This window comes from Paenibacillus oryzisoli (genome assembly GCF_050467285.1).
Classification (GTDB): Bacteria; Bacillota; Bacilli; order Paenibacillales; family NBRC-103111; genus Paenibacillus_E; species Paenibacillus_E oryzisoli_A.
Window position 1 is genome coordinate 127,370 of the sequence record NZ_JBCMUN010000021.1, and the last position, 19,685, is coordinate 147,054.

A 19,685-nucleotide genomic window follows, 5' to 3' on the forward strand; every position below is an offset into this window, starting at 1 on the left:
CGCGTTCTATTATACACAACAGAGCCTCGCAGGGGAATCTATTTTCTTAAAATTTGGCGGGAACGGCGTACAGCACAAAAAGCCGAGAGGATGCACCCTCTCGGCTTTTTCTTTTAAGACTGCTGCAGCCGCTCATACGTCTCCCTATCGCAGATGACGAACAATTGAGCGTGCTGGGGAATCGTTTCAGACAGCCGCTTGTTAATGTTCAACTGCTCGCCGTCGGCAATGAGCGTCGCACCCTGGCTCAGCAAATCGTGAAACGCATCGGCAAAAGTGACCCAACGCGCTTGTTTCGGAATTTCGTATAAATCTTCGCCGTCGGAAGAGCGGGATAGCAGTTGGGTCAAAATTTTGGAACTGCCGGGGTTGAACGCCGCACGCACGGCAAGCTGAGAAATTGTCTCGCTGCCATAAATAAACTCATCGATGCGGATATGCTGGAAATTCGGCAAATTCCGCTTATCCCGCACCTCCACAATCGTGTACACATGGTTGTAGTTCCGTTCCACCGTTGTCGCAATCAACAGCGTTCGGCCGTCGACAAAGGACGGATCCCGCACGGTATGCTGATACAACGTGACATCGTCGGCAAAAATGAAGACCGCTTTGGCCTTGCCCACATTGGCCATCTCCAGCGTCTCCACGAGCTGCGGATTGCCCTGCACATAATGGACCCGGTCATCGCGGACAGGACGCCGCTCCATCATGTCAATCAACACAATTTCCGCCAGCGGGTCGGTAAGCAAAATCTCTTTCATCGCATTATCCGCATGCTGACCCCAATCAATCAGGACAAAATGACCTTCTCCTGTATAGCGCAACTTCCCTTCCTCCCTCCTCCGCTGGTACACGAACATGGCGTCCACCACTTTACTGATCGTAATGGAAATAATCCCGATTCCAAACATATACACGACAATGCCAAGACATTTGCCTGCCACCGTATGCGGATAAAAGTCCCCATAGCCGACTGTGGTGACCGTCGTCATCACCCACCAAAAGCCATTGAAGCGCGTCCCGAACGTATCAGGCTCAAGTGCATGCGCAAGCAAGGCGCTGATGGCGATAAACAACACGGCGGATACGACAACAGCCCAATTATTCAATTGAATCAATCGACGAAAAAATCTAGCGAAAAACAGCATGGTGCCCTCCCGGTTGGCGGCCTTTTTCCAGTCTTTTCATTGTAGCATGAATGTGGTGCACAGATACAAGCGGCAAAAAGAAGTCCCGGCCAACCAACAGGTCGCCGGGACTTCTCTCTGTATGCCCCGATCCAAAAACCGGGATGCCGCTTATTGTTGCACTTTCTTCGCCCACTTGGCTTGCAGCGCGCTTTCGATCTCGGCAAACACCTGTGCCGTTGTCTTGCCATCCGTGGAAATGCCAAGCTTCGCGGCTTTTTTGTTCACAGCATCCGCTCTTTTCGCATCGTGCTCAGCCTTCTTCGCAGCTTTCGCCGCTTTCAGCGCCGCGCGCAGCTCCTTATTCGTCTTGCCGTCGCTGCTGACGCCAAGCTTATCGGCCTTAGCCGCCAGCTTCGTGTGCGCTGCCGCCTGCACGTCCGTCTTCAACTGCTCGGCCGTTTTGCCGTCCGTCTGAATGCCGAGCTTCGCAGCCACTGCTTGCAGATGCGCTAGCCGATCCGCCTCGCTGACGGATTTGATCTCCGCTTTAATTTGCTCCTTCGTTTTGCCATCGGTCGTAATGCCGAAGGCCGCCGCTTTCTCCTGAAGCAGCTGCTTCAGCGGGTGTAACGCCTCCGCCTTCTGCGTCGGTGCGCCGCTTCCTTGTGTATCCTCCGCAAACACCATGGCCGGCACGGATGCTATGATGGCGCCTGCGAGCGCGAGACTTGCCAACTTTTTCAACATGAGAATCACTCCTTGGTTTAGATAGGTTTGGATAAGATTTGTCTGACTTGCTGACAGTTCCTATCTTACTGCAGAGTTATGTCATAAGTTTGTCGCAGAAAAGTTTCCTTATGGTTGACTTTTTCAACCAAAATTAACGACGAATCCATTGCTCCATGCGGCAGCCATCGGCGATAATTGGGGCAAGGAGATGATCGCCATGAAAGAAATTCAACTGGCTGCTATTCTGGCAGCCAAACGAAGAGAGAAAAGCATCACACAAGACGAGTTGGCCGCCTACATCGGTGTATCCAAAGCGTCGGTTTCCAAATGGGAGACAGGCAACAGCTACCCTGACATCACGTTTCTTCCCCAACTCGCTGCCTATTTCAATATTAGCATTGATGAGCTGATGGGCTATTCGCCACAGCTACCCAAGGAGGAAATCGCCAAACTGTACCGACAGCTCGCTGCCAAATTCGCCTCGCAACCGTTCGAGGAAGCACTAGCCGAATGTCAGGCATTGATTCGAAAATATTACGCCTGCTTCCCCTTGCTGCTGCAAATGGCGGGGCTGCTCCTGAATCATCACATGTTGGCTCCCCATCCAGAGCAGAAATCAGCTATCCTTCGGCAAATTAGCGAACTCTGCGAACGAACCGCCCGCGAAAGCGAGGACGTGTGGGTCGCGAAGGACGCCGTCTTTCTGCAAGCTACATGCGGCTTGATACTGGGAGAGCCGCAAGCGGCGCTGGAGCTGCTCGGCGAAGACGTGCGCCTTGAACTGCCGGCGACCGATCTTATCGCCCAGGCGTACCACCAGCTCGGACAGGCGGACAAAGCCAAGGAGGTACTCCAAGCAGCCGCCTACCAGCATGTGATGAGCTTGCTCGGGGCGATGCCTCATGCTTTGCTTTTGCACGGGGATGCACTCGACAAAGCCGAGGAGATTTTGCGGCGCGCGGAAGCATTGGCGGCTATTTATCGCGTGGAGGCGCTGAATCCGAACCTCATGATCCAGTTGTATTTGGCGGGGGCACAGCTCTATGTTCAGCACGAACGGCACGAGAAGGCGTTCGACCTGCTGGGCAAATACGTAGAGGCATGCGGTGCGCTCCGATTCCCTGCAGTTCTGCGCGGCGACGACTTCTTCGACCGCATCAACCCGTGGCTGGCTGAAACGGCAACCGCAGCGCCTCGGGATGAACAGGTTATTAAAGCCAGCATGGTGCAGGGACTGACGGCGAATCCCGCATTTGCCAGCTTGACGGAGCTGCCCGCTTTTCACCGTTTGATCGAGCGCTTGAAATCCAAATTGGAGGTGCAGTAACATGCGATGGATCAATTCCCATGCGTTACGATTCGCTCTGGCGATGCTGCCAGTCGGCCTGCTCGGGGGAATACTTGTCGGACTCACAACGTTCACCGACGAGATCGCCGCCCAAGCCCATCTGTCAAAATCAGCCTATGTGCTGGTGACCGCCCTGCAAACGGCCGTGCTGTACACGGGACTGCTCGGTTATTTCGGCTACGTTCTGGCCAGCAAACTCACTCTGCTGCGGCGTATCAACTGGAACACATCCACCATCCTGCCCGCGGTGTTCACTGGCGTGGTGGGGATGCTCTTTTTCCTGTTCGACTATGCTTTCTTCGCGCCCAAAATTCCTCAAGTTGCTGACAGCTATACGAAAGCGCACTACAGCTTACTGCAAGTGTTAGCCGGTGTCGTATACGGCGGCATCATCGAGGAGGTCATGTTGCGGCTGTTCATGCTCTCGCTGCTCGCCTTCATCCTGTGGAAGCTGACCGGCGGCGGACGGCGCCGCACCCCCGTCGCTCCCTGGATTTACATCTGTGCTAACATCGGTGCTGCGCTCCTGTTCGCTGCAGGGCATCTGCCGGCTTCTTATGCGCTTTTCGGCGAGCTTTCGGCAACAATCGTCATTCGCTGCTTCCTGATGAACGGTGTGCTCGGTCTGCTTTTTGGCTGGCTGTATATCAAAAAAGGCCTACCAGCCGCCATGCTCGCCCATGCGCTGACGCATGCGATCACAGCTGTTGTGCTAGTAAGCCTTGTATTATAAGGACGGGGACGCTGCTCGAATAAGTCTGGCGACGCTGCGCGCGCAGCTGTATAAATTCGGCTCCGCCTCCGCGATGCAAGCCTCCAACGTGGCCGGACGCTGTACGATGGCGAAAATGGCGTCGAACACCTCGTACAGCCGCCCGCTGTCGTCGCCAAGGCTGCCTGAGAGCAGAACCGCTTTCGCGCCCGCTTCCTTCGCCCAGCTGGCGACGCGGAAAGGCAGCTTCCCGAACAGCGTCTGCCCATCGGTGCGGCCTTCCCCCGTCAACACCCAATCGGCTTGACGGATGTGCGCTTGAAGCCCGGTCAGCTCGGCGACGACCTCCGCGCCGGAGCGCACGCTCGCCCCGAGCGCGAGCAGCGCGAAGCCGAGCCCGCCGGCTGCCCCGGCGCCGGGCGCATCGCGGTGCGCCGCTGCTGTGCCGAGCGCCACCTCGACGAAGGCGGCGTAGCGCGCCAGCGCGCCGTCGAGCAGCGCCACCTGCTCCGGCGTGGCGCCCTTCTGCGGGCCATAGACGCTGGACGCCCCCTCTGCCCCGCAGAGGGGGTTCGTCACGTCGCTGGCCACGGTGATGGCGCACGCGGCGAGGCGCGGGTCGAGGCCGCTGAAATTGGCGGCCGCCACCTGCGCCAGGTCGCGGCCGAAGCCGCCGACGGGCTCGCCCTGCGGGCCCGTGAACTGCGCGCCGAGCGCGCGCAGCAGGCCGAGGCCGCCGTCGTTCGTCGCGCTCCCGCCGAGGCCGATCACCATGCGCCGGATGCCGCCATCCAGCGCATGAAGCATGGCTTCGCCAAGCCCTGCCGACGTCGTGTGCAGGGGGTTGCGCCGATCGGCCGGCACCATCGGCAGGCCGAACAGATTCGCGGCCTCCAGCACGGCCGTCCGCTCGCCTTGCTGATCGATGACGCCGTAGCACGCATCGACGGGCTCGCCCAGCGGGCCGGTCACGGTGACCGGCACCAGCTCGCCCCGGCAGACGGCGACCACCGCCTCGACCGTGCCTTCCCCACCGTCGGCCATCGGCACGACGACGACTTCCGCCTCGGGCAGCTCCTCCCGGATCGCCCGCTCGATTACCTCACCTACCTGAGCCGCCGTCAAACTCCCTTTGTATGAATCTGGCGCTACAACAAACTTCATGCTCCCATCCCCTTTGGCAAAAAGATTTTGAAAATCGTCCCCGCCTGCAGCCCCGACTCCACCTGAATCGCGCCGCCGTGCGCGTCGACAATATGCTTGCAGATTGTCAGCCCAAGCCCCGCCCCCGTGCGGTTCCGGCTCTCATCCGCTTTATAAAAGCGGTCAAATAGATGCGGCAGCTTCTCTTGCGGAATGCCGGGCCCGTTGTCCCATACTTCGATCCAGCGCTCCTGCCGCAGGACACGAATGCGGATGCCCGCCTGAGATCCTTCCGGGATATGATTAATCGCGTTATCCAGCAGATTGATCAACACCTGCCTTAGCCGATCGCGATCGGCCCTCGCCATGTACGTGCCGTCGCTGGCGGCATGCAGCTCGATACCCTTCGCTTTTGCCTTCATTGTGAGCTGCGTGACCACGAGCCCGGCCAGCTCCGGAATGTCGACATCGGCGAGGTTCAGCTTCACCTTCTTCTCTTCAAACGATGACAGCTCCAACAGATCCTCGACGAGCCGACTGAGGCGTAATGTCTCCTGGAGGGAGACTTCGATATACTCCTTCGCATCCTGCGGATCGACGACGCCGTCGGTGATCCCCTGCAGGGAGGCCCTTATTGTGGTGAGCGGCGTCCGCAGCTCGTGGGAAATTTCCGAGAGGAACTGCTTGCGGCCCTCCTCGACTTTTTGCAGTTTGCCTGCCATGCGGTTGAGCGAACCGGCTAAGGAAGCAATCTCGTCCTTGCCGCGCACGGGTACACGATCGCCGAAATCGCCCGTGGCGAGCGCCTCCGCCGTTCGGCTCATATGCAGGATCGGCTTCACAAAATGCCGCGAAGCGAAGTAGAGTCCCGCCACGGCGAGCAGCGCCACGACCAGCGCCGAGACGAATATTGCGCGATTGATCTCCTTAATCGTGCCCTGAATGTTCACGAGGGGCGTGTACAGAAAGATCGCCCCCACCACCCGGTTGTCCTGCTGGACAGGACGGCCGACGATCAGCATTTTGACCGAACTGTTCTGTGCAAAAATGCCTCGCGTCGTCACCGGATTGCCGGACAGCACTTTTTCCAACCACGCCTGCCGCACGGGCTGCTCGCCAATCGTCACACCGCGTTCCTGGTTGGCCCGAGGATTTTTCATCACTGCCACGCGTACGTTCGACGACTTTTCCAACGCCTGAATCTGCTTGCGGAAATCCTTGATCGGCGTCTCATTATTGAAGTAGTCCGCCGTCAGCTCTTCCACCTGCTCCACCTTTTCCAGCAGCAGCTTTTCACTGCGATCGTACGTTTTCTGCTTCATCGTATACGAAATCGTGCCCGAAATCGCCATAATCGACACCAGCGTAATCGCAATGTAGATAAACAGCATCTTGCGGTAAAAGGAATTCAGCATGATCCTGGCCCCTCAAACTTGTAGCCGACGCCCCAGACGGTGCGGATGCTCCAGTCGTTGCCGCGTGCGGTAAGGGCGGTGAGCTTCTGGCGCAGCCGCTTGATGTACAGGTCGACGACGCGATCCTCACCCTCGAAGTCCCACCCCCAGATTTTCGTGATGAGATCTTCACGCGTAAATACTTGGTTCGGGTTGCGCATAAAAAAGAGCAGCAGCTCATACTCCTTCTTCGGAAGCTGCACCGGCTGGCCCTCCACGCTGACCTCGTGGGAGAGGCTGTCCAAGCGTAAGCTCCCACTTTCGTAGATATGCGGCGCCGCTTCCGGAGCCGCTCGCTTCGACGATCGGCGCATAATCGTCGCCACGCGCGCCACCAGCTCGTTCGGGTCGAACGGCTTGACGACGTAATCGTCGGCGCCCATCCGCAGCCCCTCGACCCGTTCGTCCACCTGCCCGCGCGCCGTCAGCATGAGGATCGGCACGTCGCTGCGTGCCCGAATGCTTTGGCACACGGCCCAGCCGTCGCGCTTCGGCATCATAAGGTCCAGCACGATGAAATCCGGCTGGATCTCCTCGAACTGGCGAAGCGCCTGCTCGCCGTCGTACGCCGTCACGACCTCGTAGCCGTTTTTTTCGAGGTACAGCTTCGTGATTTTGCAAATATTGATATCGTCATCTGCGACCAGAATCGTTGCCACCCGTGCACGCTCCCTTTACAGGTTTTCTTTATTATACCGGAAAAGTGTGAAGGAATAATTACTTACTCCGAAAAAAGAGCCATCCTCCACCTGCTAATAAGCAAGCGGTTGATGGCTTGGAACAATGACTGTATCGGACTTACGCTCTAAACCTCTATTTCTGTGTAAACCATGTGTTTAACGCGTCGGTGACTGTCTTGCCGGTAATGGATATGGGATAGAATGCCGCTCCATTCCAGTTTGATACGAAAGGTTTCACTGGCCCCTTGTTCGTGAGTAAATTTGAGCTGGCGGATTGCCGTTCGAACTTGACGGCATCCGCCCTCGTATAAATCATATCCGCCGGAAGGGTTGGTGGATCTACCGTAGTCGGAGTCTCTCTGGTTAAACGAACATACTCGGTGCCGTCTCCTGTAAAATCGAACGTGCCCAGGTTCACCCAACCCGACGAGCCGACAGTCGCATCGATATACGTGACCTCGGTAACCGACTGATGCTTCACTTCCACTTTGACATGATTATCATTTGCCGTCGTATGGACGATCTTGTAGACAGAGACCGTATATCTCCCCTCTGGAAACTGAGCCTTCCATGTCGCCGACGATCCTTGCACGGTAGAGTAGCGAGACTTCACGCCAATTTTATAGCCGGCTAAATTACTTTGGCTCCAAGACCCTTCCGTCGTATATAACCCGGTCGTATTCGTACTGTCGACGATAACCGTCAGATCCTTGATCGCGATGGTCAAAGGCGGTGTTGTTAACGTCGCACCGTCCATCGTTACTGTGGCCCACACCGCGATATGATCCGTAACCCCATCAAGACTTTGAAGGGTTAGTACACCGTTGCTATCTACATGAGCTAGATCCGTTCTATCCACAACATACTGCACGTTTGCCTGTGTCAGGTCGGCGATCAGACCGTTATCCAAATGGCCAGCTACGTTCAGTTGGGCAGCTTGGGTCATCTGCAGTTCATCCCGATCCGACAGGATCGCCACCGACTCCAAGTGGTGCGCCTTATTAGGATCCACCCACATCATGGCATCGGCAACTACCCGTGACTTGTTGGCCTTATTGGTTAATTCCACATATCCGCTATCCCCTGCCGCAAAAGGATAGGCTCCCAGGAACACCCACGTCCCATTGGCCGCCGACTCATCAACGGTCACCGTCTCGGAGCCCCCGCTATAATAAACGGTAAAGGAGGCATTGGTTGCCCAGTTTTCGCTTGAGGCTGTAATTTGCGGCAGCTTGTAATACACGCTATACGTGACACTTTCCGGCAGCTCTGGTCGCCATTTTAGTGTACTTGTGGCTGTACCGGTAGTCGATTTGGCATATACGTAGTTATCGTAGTAATAATCATCAGCCGTTGTATCTCGTATCCAAATGCCTTCCGTCTCCGCCTCTGTATTATCTACAACAATGGATGGTCCCTCCTGCCATTCCGGTTGGACCGGCGTTACCGCTACCTGATCAGGCAGGTATAGCGTCCGCGCGCGGGTCTGTTTGCCGTCCGTTTCCACGTAATAAGTGAAGGTTTGGGATAAATCGTTTACCCGTATCGACCATTCCATCGGATAGATCGTATCCGGAACAGTCGTGTACGTGGCCCCGCCATCCAAAGAGTAATGGATCGTCGCTGGTTTCGTCGTTTTGGCCTCTACGTAAGCATCGTAGGATGTTTCGTCGGGCTTAACGAGGAGCATGCCTTTCACCGCATCGATTGGGCTGTGCACATCAAAGAAATAGCTTGCATCCGAGGTATCGGCTGTTCGAACCTGATGTAACGGCACATCAATGTCCAGTCCCTCCACAATGATTGCTGTTATTCCCTTGCCTGACACGGTGGCTTGAATGATTCCGCCGCTCATTATCGCTTGCTGTGGTGTCCCATTATCGCGGATGATCGTTACGTTATAATTGTGTGCTGGGTTGAACCCGATCATTTGTGCATTCAATGCGATCGGCGTCTGGACTTCAGCTGTCGATTCGTTACTTAAACTGATGTAGAACTTATTTCCGCTTTCTCCCGTTATCCAATTCAATTGCGGATCGTTCGTCTGAATGATTCCTTTGGGCATCCAGAGCCACACGTTCGAATTGCCGTAGAATTGACCTGGCTTATTCCCATAGAGGTGATATTTGAACCACAGGAAATTCGTTTCGAACACGGAAGGAAAGGTAATACTTCCATTCGATTTGAGCGATTGTTCGGTTATCAAATAATCCATCGTTTGCCCGAGCTGCGCCGGCATATGGTGATAATAGATGGATGTCGCTCCGCTTGGACCCTCCAGAGGGAAATCCGGCTCGAGTTGACTAACGGCGAAGCCCTTATAATAATAACCCGGATAGCTCGAATAGCGTCCGATGACTGCATTATGGGCGATATCCTGCAGCAGTTTATCGCCTGTATAGAGCGATAATCTCAGCATGAATGGCGCCTCCTGCGCATTCATCCGATAATAGCCGGTCGTACTTCCCGCTTCAAACGTCAATCCGTTGGGTGACACAAGCCAACTGTCCGCTTGTACACCCCCGGCTACATCTTCAGGAAGCTTGCTCCTTGGATATGCGTATTTACCACTTTCCGGCCAATGGAACGATTCCGCGTAATTATACGTCTCCGGCTGCGGAATCGTAACGGTGCCTTCAGGAACCGGACGAGCAACGAACATGGTGGCGTATCGTTTGGCTTCTTTGTACGCGGCATTCAAATATTTGGGATCCTTCGTTTCTTCGTAAAGCTCCAAGATCTCCATCCACAGCTTGCCGTAATAATAAATAAACTCATTTTTACTCACATCCACGGATGCAGGCGTATCGATATTTTGAGCGATATAGCTGTCGGCTGCATCCTTGGCAGCCTGTAAATACTGCGCTTCCCCCGTCATCCGATACATCATCAGGGGCTGGATGACAGGTCCCCGGTCTTTCTGATCAGGATCGCGCATCAGGTACTCTTCCTGTCCCAGCGCCCCAATGCCAGCCGAAGTGCCCAGCATTTGATTGACAGCGGCTACACTGGAAACATCGAATGGCAAGGTTGCCATTTTCCATAACGATGGCACGCCGTATACCGGCTTCTGTGTTGGCGACCAACCGATACCATTTCGTGATACCCCGTATTGAATGGACGGCAGCGCCCTCGTATCGTAAAGCTGGTCGTCCCCAGTCAAATAGTAAGCCCCCAGAAGCGCCGCACTGGATGTTGTCCGAACGCTATCCTCGTTTTCGATATCAATGAAGCCTTTGGCCCGGTTCCACCACCCGCTGGGCGACGGAACATAATTCACAGAATCATCCCCCTGCGGTTCGATCTTGAGCAGATCGATCATATTGAACATCGCATCTGTCAGGGACTGCTCGCCGACATTTTCCCGGTAAGCCGAATATCCGTATTCACTGCGGAGAATATCCTCGTAGGCCTCATACAGACTGCTGCTTTGAGCGATTAGCCCCATATGGAACTGATACGTGCTTTCCGCGGTCATCTGCGAATACGTCCCTAGCTGCGGCGCATAAAGGATCGGCTGCACGCTGCCTTCGTTGTTAACAAGGCTCATACCCAGCCGCTGCTGGGAGACGCCTCCCGTCGGTTCAAATTCGACCGGGAGTTCATCCGATGGTACGAATACGCCGTACGACAAAGCATTCCCCGCACCGTCATTCTTTTCAACTAGACTCATCGGAGCGCTTAGCTCCCTCAAGCTAGTTGATTCCACCGAACCTACCATTTTCGCATGCGACCTGAAGCCGTTTAATACTTCATTGATGCCAGAGGTTAACTCTGTTGTGAAAGATTGATAGCCCATCACATAGTTGCCGCCCCTGCGAGGCGTAAAGTCGAAGGAAACATCAGGTTTGTCTCCTGCCATGGACCATTTCACCTGTAAATCGTAATCGCTTCCATGCAAAGAATCGGTTAATACGGCCGTATGGCTGTCTGGGAAATGAATCCCGTCAAATGTAATCCACCGTTTGTTCATCGTATCGTAGTAATTGGTCCGACTCCCTGCGTTTCCATCCAATAAAACCCATTGCTCTTCAAGTCGTTCCGCCACATTATTGACGGGCACCCAGTTTCCTGTACCTGTGTCCTTGTAGAACAGATCACGGACGATGGTTTTGCCTCCATCCCAAGCTGCTTCATAGAAAGTTGCCTTATAGCTTGCGTTTGCAATGCTGCCTTTCTCGGTATAACTGAGATTCGCTAATGTGCGGCTGCGCAGCGGAGGCAAAGGTGGCGCTTGCTGCCGAATATTCCCTTCGAACTTGACGCTATCTGCCCGCGTAATGATCGTTCCCGTCGTAGGCTGCATGCGAGTCAGCCTGACGAATTCGGTATCATTTCCACTAAAATAATAAGAACCTAAATCAACCCAACCGACGGATGGGCCTGATGAGGGCCTTAGATCCATAAACATGACATCCGTAATCCCATTGTGAACAATTTCGATCTTCACATTACTATCTGCTTTATCCGCCCAATCAAGCTTGTAGAACGATATTTTCGCCGTTCCCGCTTCCAATCGCGGATTCCAGGTGATGGTTCTTCCCACAGCATCCGTATAGCTGGAACTGGAATTATTGTACCCCTTCACCCCCGTACTTGTACTCCAATAAGGAGCCGCATATCCGTTATTCTTGTTATCCACATCAATGGTGACGACACCATCCGTCGTGATGCTTCCATTATCAATAATGATCGTCTTATGAGGCTCTTTCTGCTGAATGTTTCCTTCGAACTTGACTGCATCCGCACGCGTAAGAATCGAACTGGTGCTGGCGGTAGACCGGGTCAATTTAACGTATTCTTCACCTATCCCGGAAAAATAGTACTCGCCCAAATCAACCCATCCCACAGGCGCCCCGAACGATGGTCTTAGATCGATGAATTGAACATCCGTGATACCATTATGAACGATTTCAATTTTCACATTGCTATCTGCTTTATCCGCCCAATCAAGCTTGTAGAACGATATTCTCGCCGTTCCTGCTTCCAATCGCGGATTCCATGACATGGTTCTGCCAACTGTACTTGTATACATAGAGTTGGAATTATCGTACCCCTTTACCCCTGTACTTGTAGTCCAGTTCGGAGCCGCGTATCCGTTATTTGCATTATCTGCATCAGGGGTCACAACACCATCGATTGTGAGGCTGCCATCATCGATGATAATTGTCTTATACAGTAAGGAATCCGCCTCAACGGTTCTTATTCCAAGAAAGCTTAAAGGAACGATCATCGTCATCATCAAAATAAGTAAGATCAGCTTCCTTTTCATCCTATCACTCACATCCTCTTCATAGATTGTTTGCGCTTTCAAAACATCATATCCTCCTTTGCTGGCATGATCGCAAAAAAGCAACTAGCCCTATTCATCTGGCTAATCCCCCTCCGCCTTGTTTATCATAGCACCTCACCTAACCGCGAAATTTCTTTGATTTCTAGAATTTTTTATAAGATTTTAAGTAAAAAAAGCCTGTCTCGTCACTGATTGCTCAATCGCAGCCAGTTACGAGACAGGTCTTCCAAGAGGACACTTACTGTGACGGTTGCACCAGCAACAACTTCCCAAGCTGGATCACCGTTTGATCGTACCAATCGGGATGCTGCCGAACATGCTCCCTACTTCGTTCATTGCCGCATGCCTCAAACACGGCCGCTTTGTCTGTCTGCTCGTGATCGATTTCGAAACGAACCGTATGTTTCCCATTCGGTAGCTCCGGCAAGTAAACATACTGATTCCGATTATGGTCGTTATATGTGGTGAATCGGTCGACAAGGAAAGGTTCCCCGCCATCCACCGTCACCTTCAATCTGCCGGAATCCGGCCCTCCGATATCGAACAGCCCGATATGCGTGCCTTCGAACTGCACCGTAATCGTCTCTCCGGGATCAATTGCCCGCCACAAGCCAGGGAACAACCAACTATACTCGCGGGCCAAAGTGAAATCATCGGCGGTCATGTAGGACCATCCTGCCGATAAATCGGCATGCCCATCCAGTGGCAGCATAGCGGCGTACTCCCAAGGATTGGACGGGACCAAAGGGTTCTGCGGCAAGTTATGTTCCACACTTCCCGAACCAACTTGCTGTTCACGAATGCGCTCCAACGACCGGGTGATCGTATCCGTGTAAATCTGGTGCCCCTCGGGAATTATGGGATGGATGGAATCATGCGTAAAAACAACGGCTCCCGGAATGGACTGGTCTGCCCCTGACCCCCCTGAGGTAAATATAAGCTTCCCTTCCGACACCAATTGACTGACCGCCACCCCAAGATGAATCGAAGGAATACCGTAATAGTCGGCCACTTCCTCCTGCATAAGAGCCCCCTTCTGGTACTCCCCAGACTGAAAACCTGCGACATCTCGCTCCTTCAGCGTATACACGAACAGAATATCTATAAATCGGCTCCGCTTACGAATTTGACGGACAATGCCTTCGATCCGCGCCTTCGACTCGGGCGCGCCGCCATCATTGCCAACGAACTCAACAAACACGAGATCAGGCTGATGACGAAGCACATCCGTCTCCAAGCGGGCACAGCCCAAATCCGATCCAGTTCCGTCAATACCTGCATTCACTGAGCGGATATCCGCCTCGGGATATTGCTCACGCAGCCATTCCGCCGTCATGACCCTATAGCCTGCAGAACGCGTATTACTGCCGCCAAAATAGACGATGGTCACGGTTTCCCCATTTTCCAACTTCTGAATGATATTAGGTAATCCTCTTCGTGGGAATAGTTCCTGCATCGCGACTTCACCTGACCTCACTGATTATTTATAGGCGCATACAATTTCACAGCAAACACTTCATGATGCGGCGCACCGTATGTTGCGCAGAAATGAAACCGGATTCGGGTTACACATCTCGCATCCACCTTGTGTTTATTCAACGTGAGATAGTTTCCACGGATATTGATTTCCCTCTCGGTTCCGTCTTCAAGGGTTAAGGTCACATCATAATCTTGGATGAGGGAGTCAATCGGATCGTCGAAATGCTCCAGATCCAGCTGTGAATTGAAAACAAGATGGATTTCGTCTACATTTTTAGGGCTTGCAAAACAGAATTCCAACCATTCCTGACCCTCCGTACGCTCCGAAATCCAGCCGTTCGGCAGCCCATACGGTCGGGAGTAGCCATTGACGACATTCTCGGGACTATACATATGCTGGGCTGGCTGTAGGTCCCTAAAGCAAATGCTTTTGTTGAATTTCTTCAGCCTGGACGGCTCCTCTGGCCTATAATGGAAGCTGACCACTCCTGTAAGCTTCTCTTCATTGCCGTATACGGCAAGACTCGCCGTTCCTTCCAGCACGATGTAAATTTTATCGTCTACCGGTTTCTCTAAGCCCAAATCCAGCGTAATCCAGTCGTCATGATCGGCGGCAATGGCCAAGCTGTAGTCTTTCATCTGGCTGGTGGGCATATAGTTTTCCTTCCGTTCCCCGCCAAACAGCTTCACATGCAGCGTTTCGGAATGCCCGGAACTATTCTTTATTTTAATCCGCACACTTTCCGCCACGGACGTCTCGATCGGAAGGACCAAACATAACCCTTGCTCCACGGGAATCGCTTCAGTGGGATGAAGATTGTCATAGCTGCGCTGGGACGAGGCACGAATCTGTAATCCGTCGGCGAAGTAAGGATCTAACTTTTCTTGAAGGCCTACAATCGTTTGTCCGTCTCGAAGCAGCAGCGCCTGCAGCTCCCCCATATGAGCCTCGACAATGGCTGCCGGGTCTACCTCATATTTCGAGCATAACGAAGCAGCCGTTCCAACCGCCTGCCCCATACAACCGCAGGTTGCCATCACCCTGGTGGATCCGAAAGCGACATGAGTAGCGCTTATATTGCGGCCAGCGAACATGAGATTCGGAATATTCCGGGAAAATAAACTGCGGAACGGAATATTATACAAGCCAGGTACGAAATTCCATGCTGTAGCCGGACCCTCATCATAGATGCCTTTAGCAGCATGTAAATCCATGTACCATCCCCCGACAGCTACGGCATCTTCGAAGTGCGGCTTTGTGGTGAGGTCGTTCTGGGACAACATGTGATTCCCCACAAACCGCCTCGACTCGCGTTTCCCCGGAATCGGGCATACATAATCCAGTATAAGATTGTCCACATCATCAAATTCGCCGCTATTTTTAATATAATCCCAAATCCCGTACACCAATTTCCGCAGCTCCAAGGCGATGTCTTCATTCTTTGTGATTACATCCAGATGCCCGCCGTATTCCAACCACCACAATCCGCCGAGCCCGTTGATTTTTCTAGGAAAAGACCGATGGTTCAAGCCTTTTCTGATACTGTCAAAAAAGGGCAGCTTCGTAATATCATACGCAAAGCCAGGCCTCTTGTACGGAACGTGATACTCGACATCACGGGCTTGGAAAAGAATCGTGTCACCCATGGTGTAGTGGTCCGCCACTTCTGGGGCCAAATCTTCCCCATATTCATGTTTCGCCTCTCTTCCCCATCGGTAGAGTGCACCTGCCTGATATCCGACGACCCCGTCTCCGGAACAATCGATGTAGGTTCGGCTTTCAAAGCGGAATTTCCTTTCGGAAGCCAATTGAAGCCCCTCCACCCATTGGATTCTGCCGTTCTCCATACCTGTTTCATGCACGCATGTATTTAGAAATAGGGAAATGTTAGGCTCAGCATAGACCATATCCAACAAGACCGTATCCGAAAGCGAAAGCATAAGTTTTTTGTTATATAACGGATTATAGTGGAAAATCTTCAACTTGAGCTCTTCCACCAATCCGCCCTCACGTGCATAATAGGATGGACTTTTTCCGAGATAGGCCGACCCGTTGATATGCACTCTCACCTCGCTGCTGGCATTCCCCCCTAGAACCGGCCGATCATTAATAAGTGACACTTGCAGCCCTTGACGAGCAGCCGCAATGGCAGCACATAGCCCAGCAATACCTCCGCCTACGACGGTTACATCCGCTTTAATAAGCTCCATTTGGTTAACCTCCATGATAAGATACATCTATCATGGTAGTTCTTTTAATCCCCGTTTTTTTACAGGATTTCGCGAAAAACTCATACATTTTTTGCAACCTTATTTGGATTCATACCGGGTCATTTTAATCCGATATTGCTTAGGTGTATCGCCCGTATATTCTTTAAATAGTTTGCAAAAATACCCTTCATTGACGATGCCTACTTCCTCGCACAATTCCAATAACGAATAATCCCGGACATTTAGCAGTTCGAGCGCCAGTTGAATTTTTTTACGGTTGATATAGCTGATCACGCCTTCGTTCATTGTTTTTTTAAACAGGCTGCTAAAATACGATGGCGCTAAGTTCACATCCTCGGCAATCGCCTCCAAGGTTAAACGCTGTGTCAGATTTTTCTCTATAAACCGTAAGGCTCCCATAATTTCTGCACGGTGCAAAAGTTGGCCAGCGTGTACATATGCAAAGGTAAAATCGCCAATATAGGCGAGTTGCTCCTGAAATGCCATAAACTCCATAGGAAACTCTGCTACATCCAGGGTTAATGTGTTCCCCGCTTTAAACTTCGCGGCAATATCTCTATACAAGTCCCGCAGCATAGGGGCCATGATGGACTTATGGATTTTATGATCCGTAACAAATTGGTTTAAATCCGCAAGTTCTTTCTCCAGTTCTTCCTTAGAGGCCTTCCTTTGCACCCATGTAAGAAAATCGGCCAGCTTCTGCTGAAAGTCCGCTTTTCTCTCGTTACGGTAATGGAACCGATGCGCGGGTGTTTTGACGACTTTCTCTGCATGGTAATAGAAATCGTCACTTACATTATGGGCCTCCAGGTAAGCTTGTTGAATGGATGCCCAGCCCCGATGCGATCCTCCAAAAGCTACAGATACACTTTGATTCAAATACTGATGCAAATGGGAAACGAGCTGATTTCCCAAGGCCTGACAAGCATATTCCGTATCCATCTCACTGCGATTGTTCTCCCAGGAAAGAAAGCCAATAAACCGATTATCCGCCAGCTCGGTGGCTGTCCCCCTGCCATAATGCATCACCGTTTCTTCGATGACATTCGTCATCGCATATTTCAAGATGTTTTGGTCCGCCGCTGAGTATTCATTTCGGAAGCTTTCATACAGATTCATTTCAACAATAAAGCAGCAATAGTTGGCTTGAAAGAACTGGAACTGCATGCTACCTGCAAAATGCGATACCCGATGCGAAGGTATTTCGCCTCTAATCAACTCGTTAAAAAATTGCTTGCGGACTCTATATTTATTTTCAAGAACCGATACGTTCAGAGATTGAAATTCTTCTTCTTTTTTCTTAACCTCGTCCAAAATGCCGGCTGCCTTATCCAAAGCTCGATCCAAATCTGCTTCATTTAACGGAACCTTAACAATGTACTCCAATACGTTCGCCTGAATAGCCCGCTGAGCGTATTCAAAGGATGAATAGGCGGTCAGCAGAATGTACTGGGTATGAGGCAGCTCCGGTTTTAACTGCTCAATCATGGCGATCCCATCCATTCGCGGCATCACAATATCGGAGATCACGATATCTGGCTTTAGCTGTAAGATCTCCTCGATCCCCTTCAGCCCATTATTTGCTTTTCCCACCAGACGGAATCGCCTTTCCCTATGGGAGAGCTCGCTAAAAAATAGTTCCAATCGTTGAATGATTAGATCTTCATCGTCAACGATGAAGCAGGTATAGTCTCTCACCATCATGCATCTCCTTTAAACGTACCTACTGGGAATACAGCACGGACACAAGTTATTTCCTTCGGTATGCTTATGATTTGGAGCCCGAACTGCTCCCCGTAGTGAAGTCTTATTCGACCATGAATATTATTTAACCCGATCCTTTTTCTTTTGACTTCCAGATCACGCGGTTCTGCCGTTAAAATATGCTGGATTTGATCCGCTGGAATTCCCTCGCCTTGATCAATGACCTCGATCATGACAATGCTGCCCTTCCTGTACGCATGAATCGTAATCGAGCCTTCGATTCCCCCTCCGTTATAGCCATGGAAGATGCTATTCTCCACAATGGGCTGCAGCAGCATTCGAAAAACGGGAAAGTCCATTAACCCCTCCTCGATATGTGCAATCAAGTCGAAATGCCTGTTATAGCGGATGTTCTGGATCGCGATATAATCCGATACGTTTTGTAACTCCTGACGTAGCGAAACCTTCACCGAAGCGTCGGCGATCCCGTATTCCAATAATGAAATGAGAGACCCAATCACCACATCGACTTTCTCTATTTGTCCCAGGCGGATGACATTGCTGATAGAACCAAGCGTATTATACAAAAAATGAGGGTTTATTTGAGATTGCAGCACCTGGATTTCCAGCTTCCGCTCCAGTTCATTATGCAGCTCTCCCCGCCGAATCAGTTCCACAATCTGCTGCAGCATCCGGTCGAACGCGCGGGAAAGGTCACCGAATTCATCGTTTCGCTTCATGGTAACTGCCGTTGTCAGATCGCCTTGCTCTACCCGCTTCATTTTTGTTTTGAGTGCATAGAGCGGATTCCTAATATATTTGGCAATAAAGAAGGAAATAAACAGACTTAAAAGAAGACCTGCAATGAGCAGCCCGATATAAAAAGTTTCCAATCTGGATAGTGCAGCTGCCATGCGCGATTCATCGTTTATGGAGATAATAAACCAATTGAATTTTTCCGTCGGTTTCTTAAGAATGGAGACCGGTAAACCGCCTTTTGTATGCAATTGAAGGCTTGTGCCCGTAGCATCCAGAATTTGTTCTGCCGACGTTTCCCCGATTGAAAACGTATGCTCTTGAATGCTTAGTGGACCTTTATTTTCCGAAAATCCGGCAATAATTTTACCCGATGCGGTGATCAGGGCCAGATTCATTTGTTCCTTTTTATTAATCTTGAACAACGCTTCTTCAATGGCATTAAGATCCAAATCGACCGCAATAGCCATAGGGGACGGAGCTGCATTCAGATATCGGACCATCGTAACGGTCCAGCCGGAATATTTGGATTTATAAGGATCACTGACAAAGGTAGTCCATCTATTCGTATCGACCGCGTCAAACAAAGGTTTTCTGTCCGATAAAGGCTCATCGAAAATTCGTGTAGGCGTACTTCCACCTAAAATGGATAAATCACTTTTGATCAAGTAAATGTTACTGACATAATTACTGTTGAGTTCATAGAGTTCTCTTAATTGCTTTTTAATCACTTCTGTATTGGCAATGTTTGCTTTCACCGATGTTTCGACTGAGAACAAGATGGTCTGGAAGGAGGAAAAATTAACCGTTAAGTACTGGTCAACTTTGTCTACGATTTGGTTTGTGTAATAAATGTCGTTCGTTCTTATTTCCTTTTGGACATAGCGATAGGACAATTGACTTATCAAAATGATGCAGCTTAATACAAAGGCAAACACGATTAAAAATAGTTTTAAAGGCAAGCTGATTCTTCTTCGCATCGGTCATCGTCCTTTTGTAGCCGTATTTAACTAAGATTAGCATAG

Annotated in this window: 12 protein-coding genes; 2 read left to right on the forward strand and 10 right to left on the reverse strand. The window is 51.6% G+C overall.

Translation table 11 applies throughout. The features are described from left to right. Positions 1 to 113: 113 nt before the first annotated feature. On the reverse strand, positions 114 to 1,148 hold the full coding sequence (locus ABE504_RS29215) for an ion channel (RefSeq protein ID WP_430095670.1): 1,035 nt from the start codon (positions 1,146 to 1,148) through the stop codon (positions 114 to 116). A gap of 150 nt (positions 1,149 to 1,298) precedes the next feature. After that, positions 1,299 to 1,877: a hypothetical protein gene (locus ABE504_RS29220; protein WP_430095672.1), complete on the reverse strand. Its 579-nt coding sequence runs from the start codon at positions 1,875 to 1,877 to the stop codon at positions 1,299 to 1,301. A 199-nt stretch (positions 1,878 to 2,076) separates the two neighbouring features. Here ABE504_RS29220 and ABE504_RS29225 point away from each other — a divergent pair, with 199 nt between their 5' ends. Next, positions 2,077 to 3,186 (forward strand): helix-turn-helix domain-containing protein, encoded by a 1,110-nt coding sequence (locus tag ABE504_RS29225; RefSeq protein WP_430095675.1) that lies wholly within the window; start codon positions 2,077 to 2,079, stop codon positions 3,184 to 3,186. 1 nt (position 3,187) lies between these two features. After that, a complete protein-coding gene (locus ABE504_RS29230) occupies positions 3,188 to 3,940 on the forward strand; it encodes a CPBP family intramembrane glutamic endopeptidase (protein WP_430095678.1) in 753 nt (250 codons plus the stop codon). Here ABE504_RS29230 and ABE504_RS29235 read toward each other — a convergent pair. The 8 genes from ABE504_RS29235 to ABE504_RS29270 all read right to left on the reverse strand — a co-directional run bounded on the left by ABE504_RS29235 (position 3,935) and on the right by ABE504_RS29270 (position 19,640). Continuing rightward, positions 3,935 to 5,083, reverse strand: a complete 1,149-nt coding sequence (locus tag ABE504_RS29235; protein ID WP_430095681.1) for a glycerate kinase — start codon at positions 5,081 to 5,083, stop codon at positions 3,935 to 3,937. The two genes, ABE504_RS29230 and ABE504_RS29235, sit on opposite strands and share 6 nt — an antisense overlap. Continuing rightward, entirely contained in the window at positions 5,080 to 6,477 is a 1,398-nt protein-coding gene (locus ABE504_RS29240) for a sensor histidine kinase (protein ID WP_430095684.1), read from the reverse strand. Before ABE504_RS29240 ends, ABE504_RS29235 begins: the two co-directional genes overlap by 4 nt. Beyond that, positions 6,471 to 7,175, reverse strand: coding sequence for a response regulator transcription factor (locus ABE504_RS29245; protein ID WP_430095686.1), 705 nt, complete (start codon positions 7,173 to 7,175; stop codon positions 6,471 to 6,473). Before ABE504_RS29245 ends, ABE504_RS29240 begins: the two co-directional genes overlap by 7 nt. A 154-nt stretch (positions 7,176 to 7,329) precedes the next feature. Next, positions 7,330 to 12,510: a hypothetical protein gene (locus ABE504_RS29250; protein ID WP_430095689.1), complete on the reverse strand. Its 5,181-nt coding sequence runs from the start codon at positions 12,508 to 12,510 to the stop codon at positions 7,330 to 7,332. Positions 12,511 to 12,727: 217 nt separating this feature from the next. Next, a complete protein-coding gene (locus ABE504_RS29255; protein ID WP_430095692.1) occupies positions 12,728 to 13,945 on the reverse strand; it encodes a GDSL-type esterase/lipase family protein in 1,218 nt (405 codons plus the stop codon). 17 nt (positions 13,946 to 13,962) lie between these two features. Beyond that, the gene (locus tag ABE504_RS29260) at positions 13,963 to 16,179 is read right to left on the reverse strand and encodes an FAD-dependent oxidoreductase (RefSeq protein WP_430095694.1); all 2,217 of its coding nucleotides are present in this window, start codon (positions 16,177 to 16,179) and stop codon (positions 13,963 to 13,965) included. Between the two features lie 99 nt (positions 16,180 to 16,278). Further along, a complete protein-coding gene (locus ABE504_RS29265) occupies positions 16,279 to 17,904 on the reverse strand; it encodes a response regulator transcription factor (protein WP_430095696.1) in 1,626 nt (541 codons plus the stop codon). Beyond that, the gene (locus tag ABE504_RS29270; RefSeq protein WP_430095699.1) at positions 17,901 to 19,640 is read right to left on the reverse strand and encodes a sensor histidine kinase; all 1,740 of its coding nucleotides are present in this window, start codon (positions 19,638 to 19,640) and stop codon (positions 17,901 to 17,903) included. Before ABE504_RS29270 ends, ABE504_RS29265 begins: the two co-directional genes overlap by 4 nt. Positions 19,641 to 19,685 lie beyond the last annotated feature (45 nt).

What these genes read in the sequence shown, in the direction of transcription:
- ABE504_RS29215 (WP_430095670.1), bottom strand. Translation starts at nt 1,148, where the DNA reads ATGCTGTTTTTCGCTAGATTTTTTCGTCGATTGATTCAATTGAATAAT.
- ABE504_RS29220 (WP_430095672.1), bottom strand. Translation starts at nt 1,877, where the DNA reads ATGTTGAAAAAGTTGGCAAGTCTCGCGCTCGCAGGCGCCATCATAGCA.
- ABE504_RS29225 (WP_430095675.1), top strand. Translation starts at nt 2,077, where the DNA reads ATGAAAGAAATTCAACTGGCTGCTATTCTGGCAGCCAAACGAAGAGAG.
- ABE504_RS29230 (WP_430095678.1), top strand. Translation starts at nt 3,188, where the DNA reads ATGCGATGGATCAATTCCCATGCGTTACGATTCGCTCTGGCGATGCTG.
- ABE504_RS29235 (WP_430095681.1), bottom strand. Translation starts at nt 5,083, where the DNA reads ATGAAGTTTGTTGTAGCGCCAGATTCATACAAAGGGAGTTTGACGGCG.
- ABE504_RS29240 (WP_430095684.1), bottom strand. Translation starts at nt 6,477, where the DNA reads ATGCTGAATTCCTTTTACCGCAAGATGCTGTTTATCTACATTGCGATT.
- ABE504_RS29255 (WP_430095692.1), bottom strand. Translation starts at nt 13,945, where the DNA reads ATGCAGGAACTATTCCCACGAAGAGGATTACCTAATATCATTCAGAAG.
- ABE504_RS29260 (WP_430095694.1), bottom strand. Translation starts at nt 16,179, where the DNA reads ATGGAGCTTATTAAAGCGGATGTAACCGTCGTAGGCGGAGGTATTGCT.
- ABE504_RS29265 (WP_430095696.1), bottom strand. Translation starts at nt 17,904, where the DNA reads ATGATGGTGAGAGACTATACCTGCTTCATCGTTGACGATGAAGATCTA.
- ABE504_RS29270 (WP_430095699.1), bottom strand. Translation starts at nt 19,640, where the DNA reads ATGCGAAGAAGAATCAGCTTGCCTTTAAAACTATTTTTAATCGTGTTT.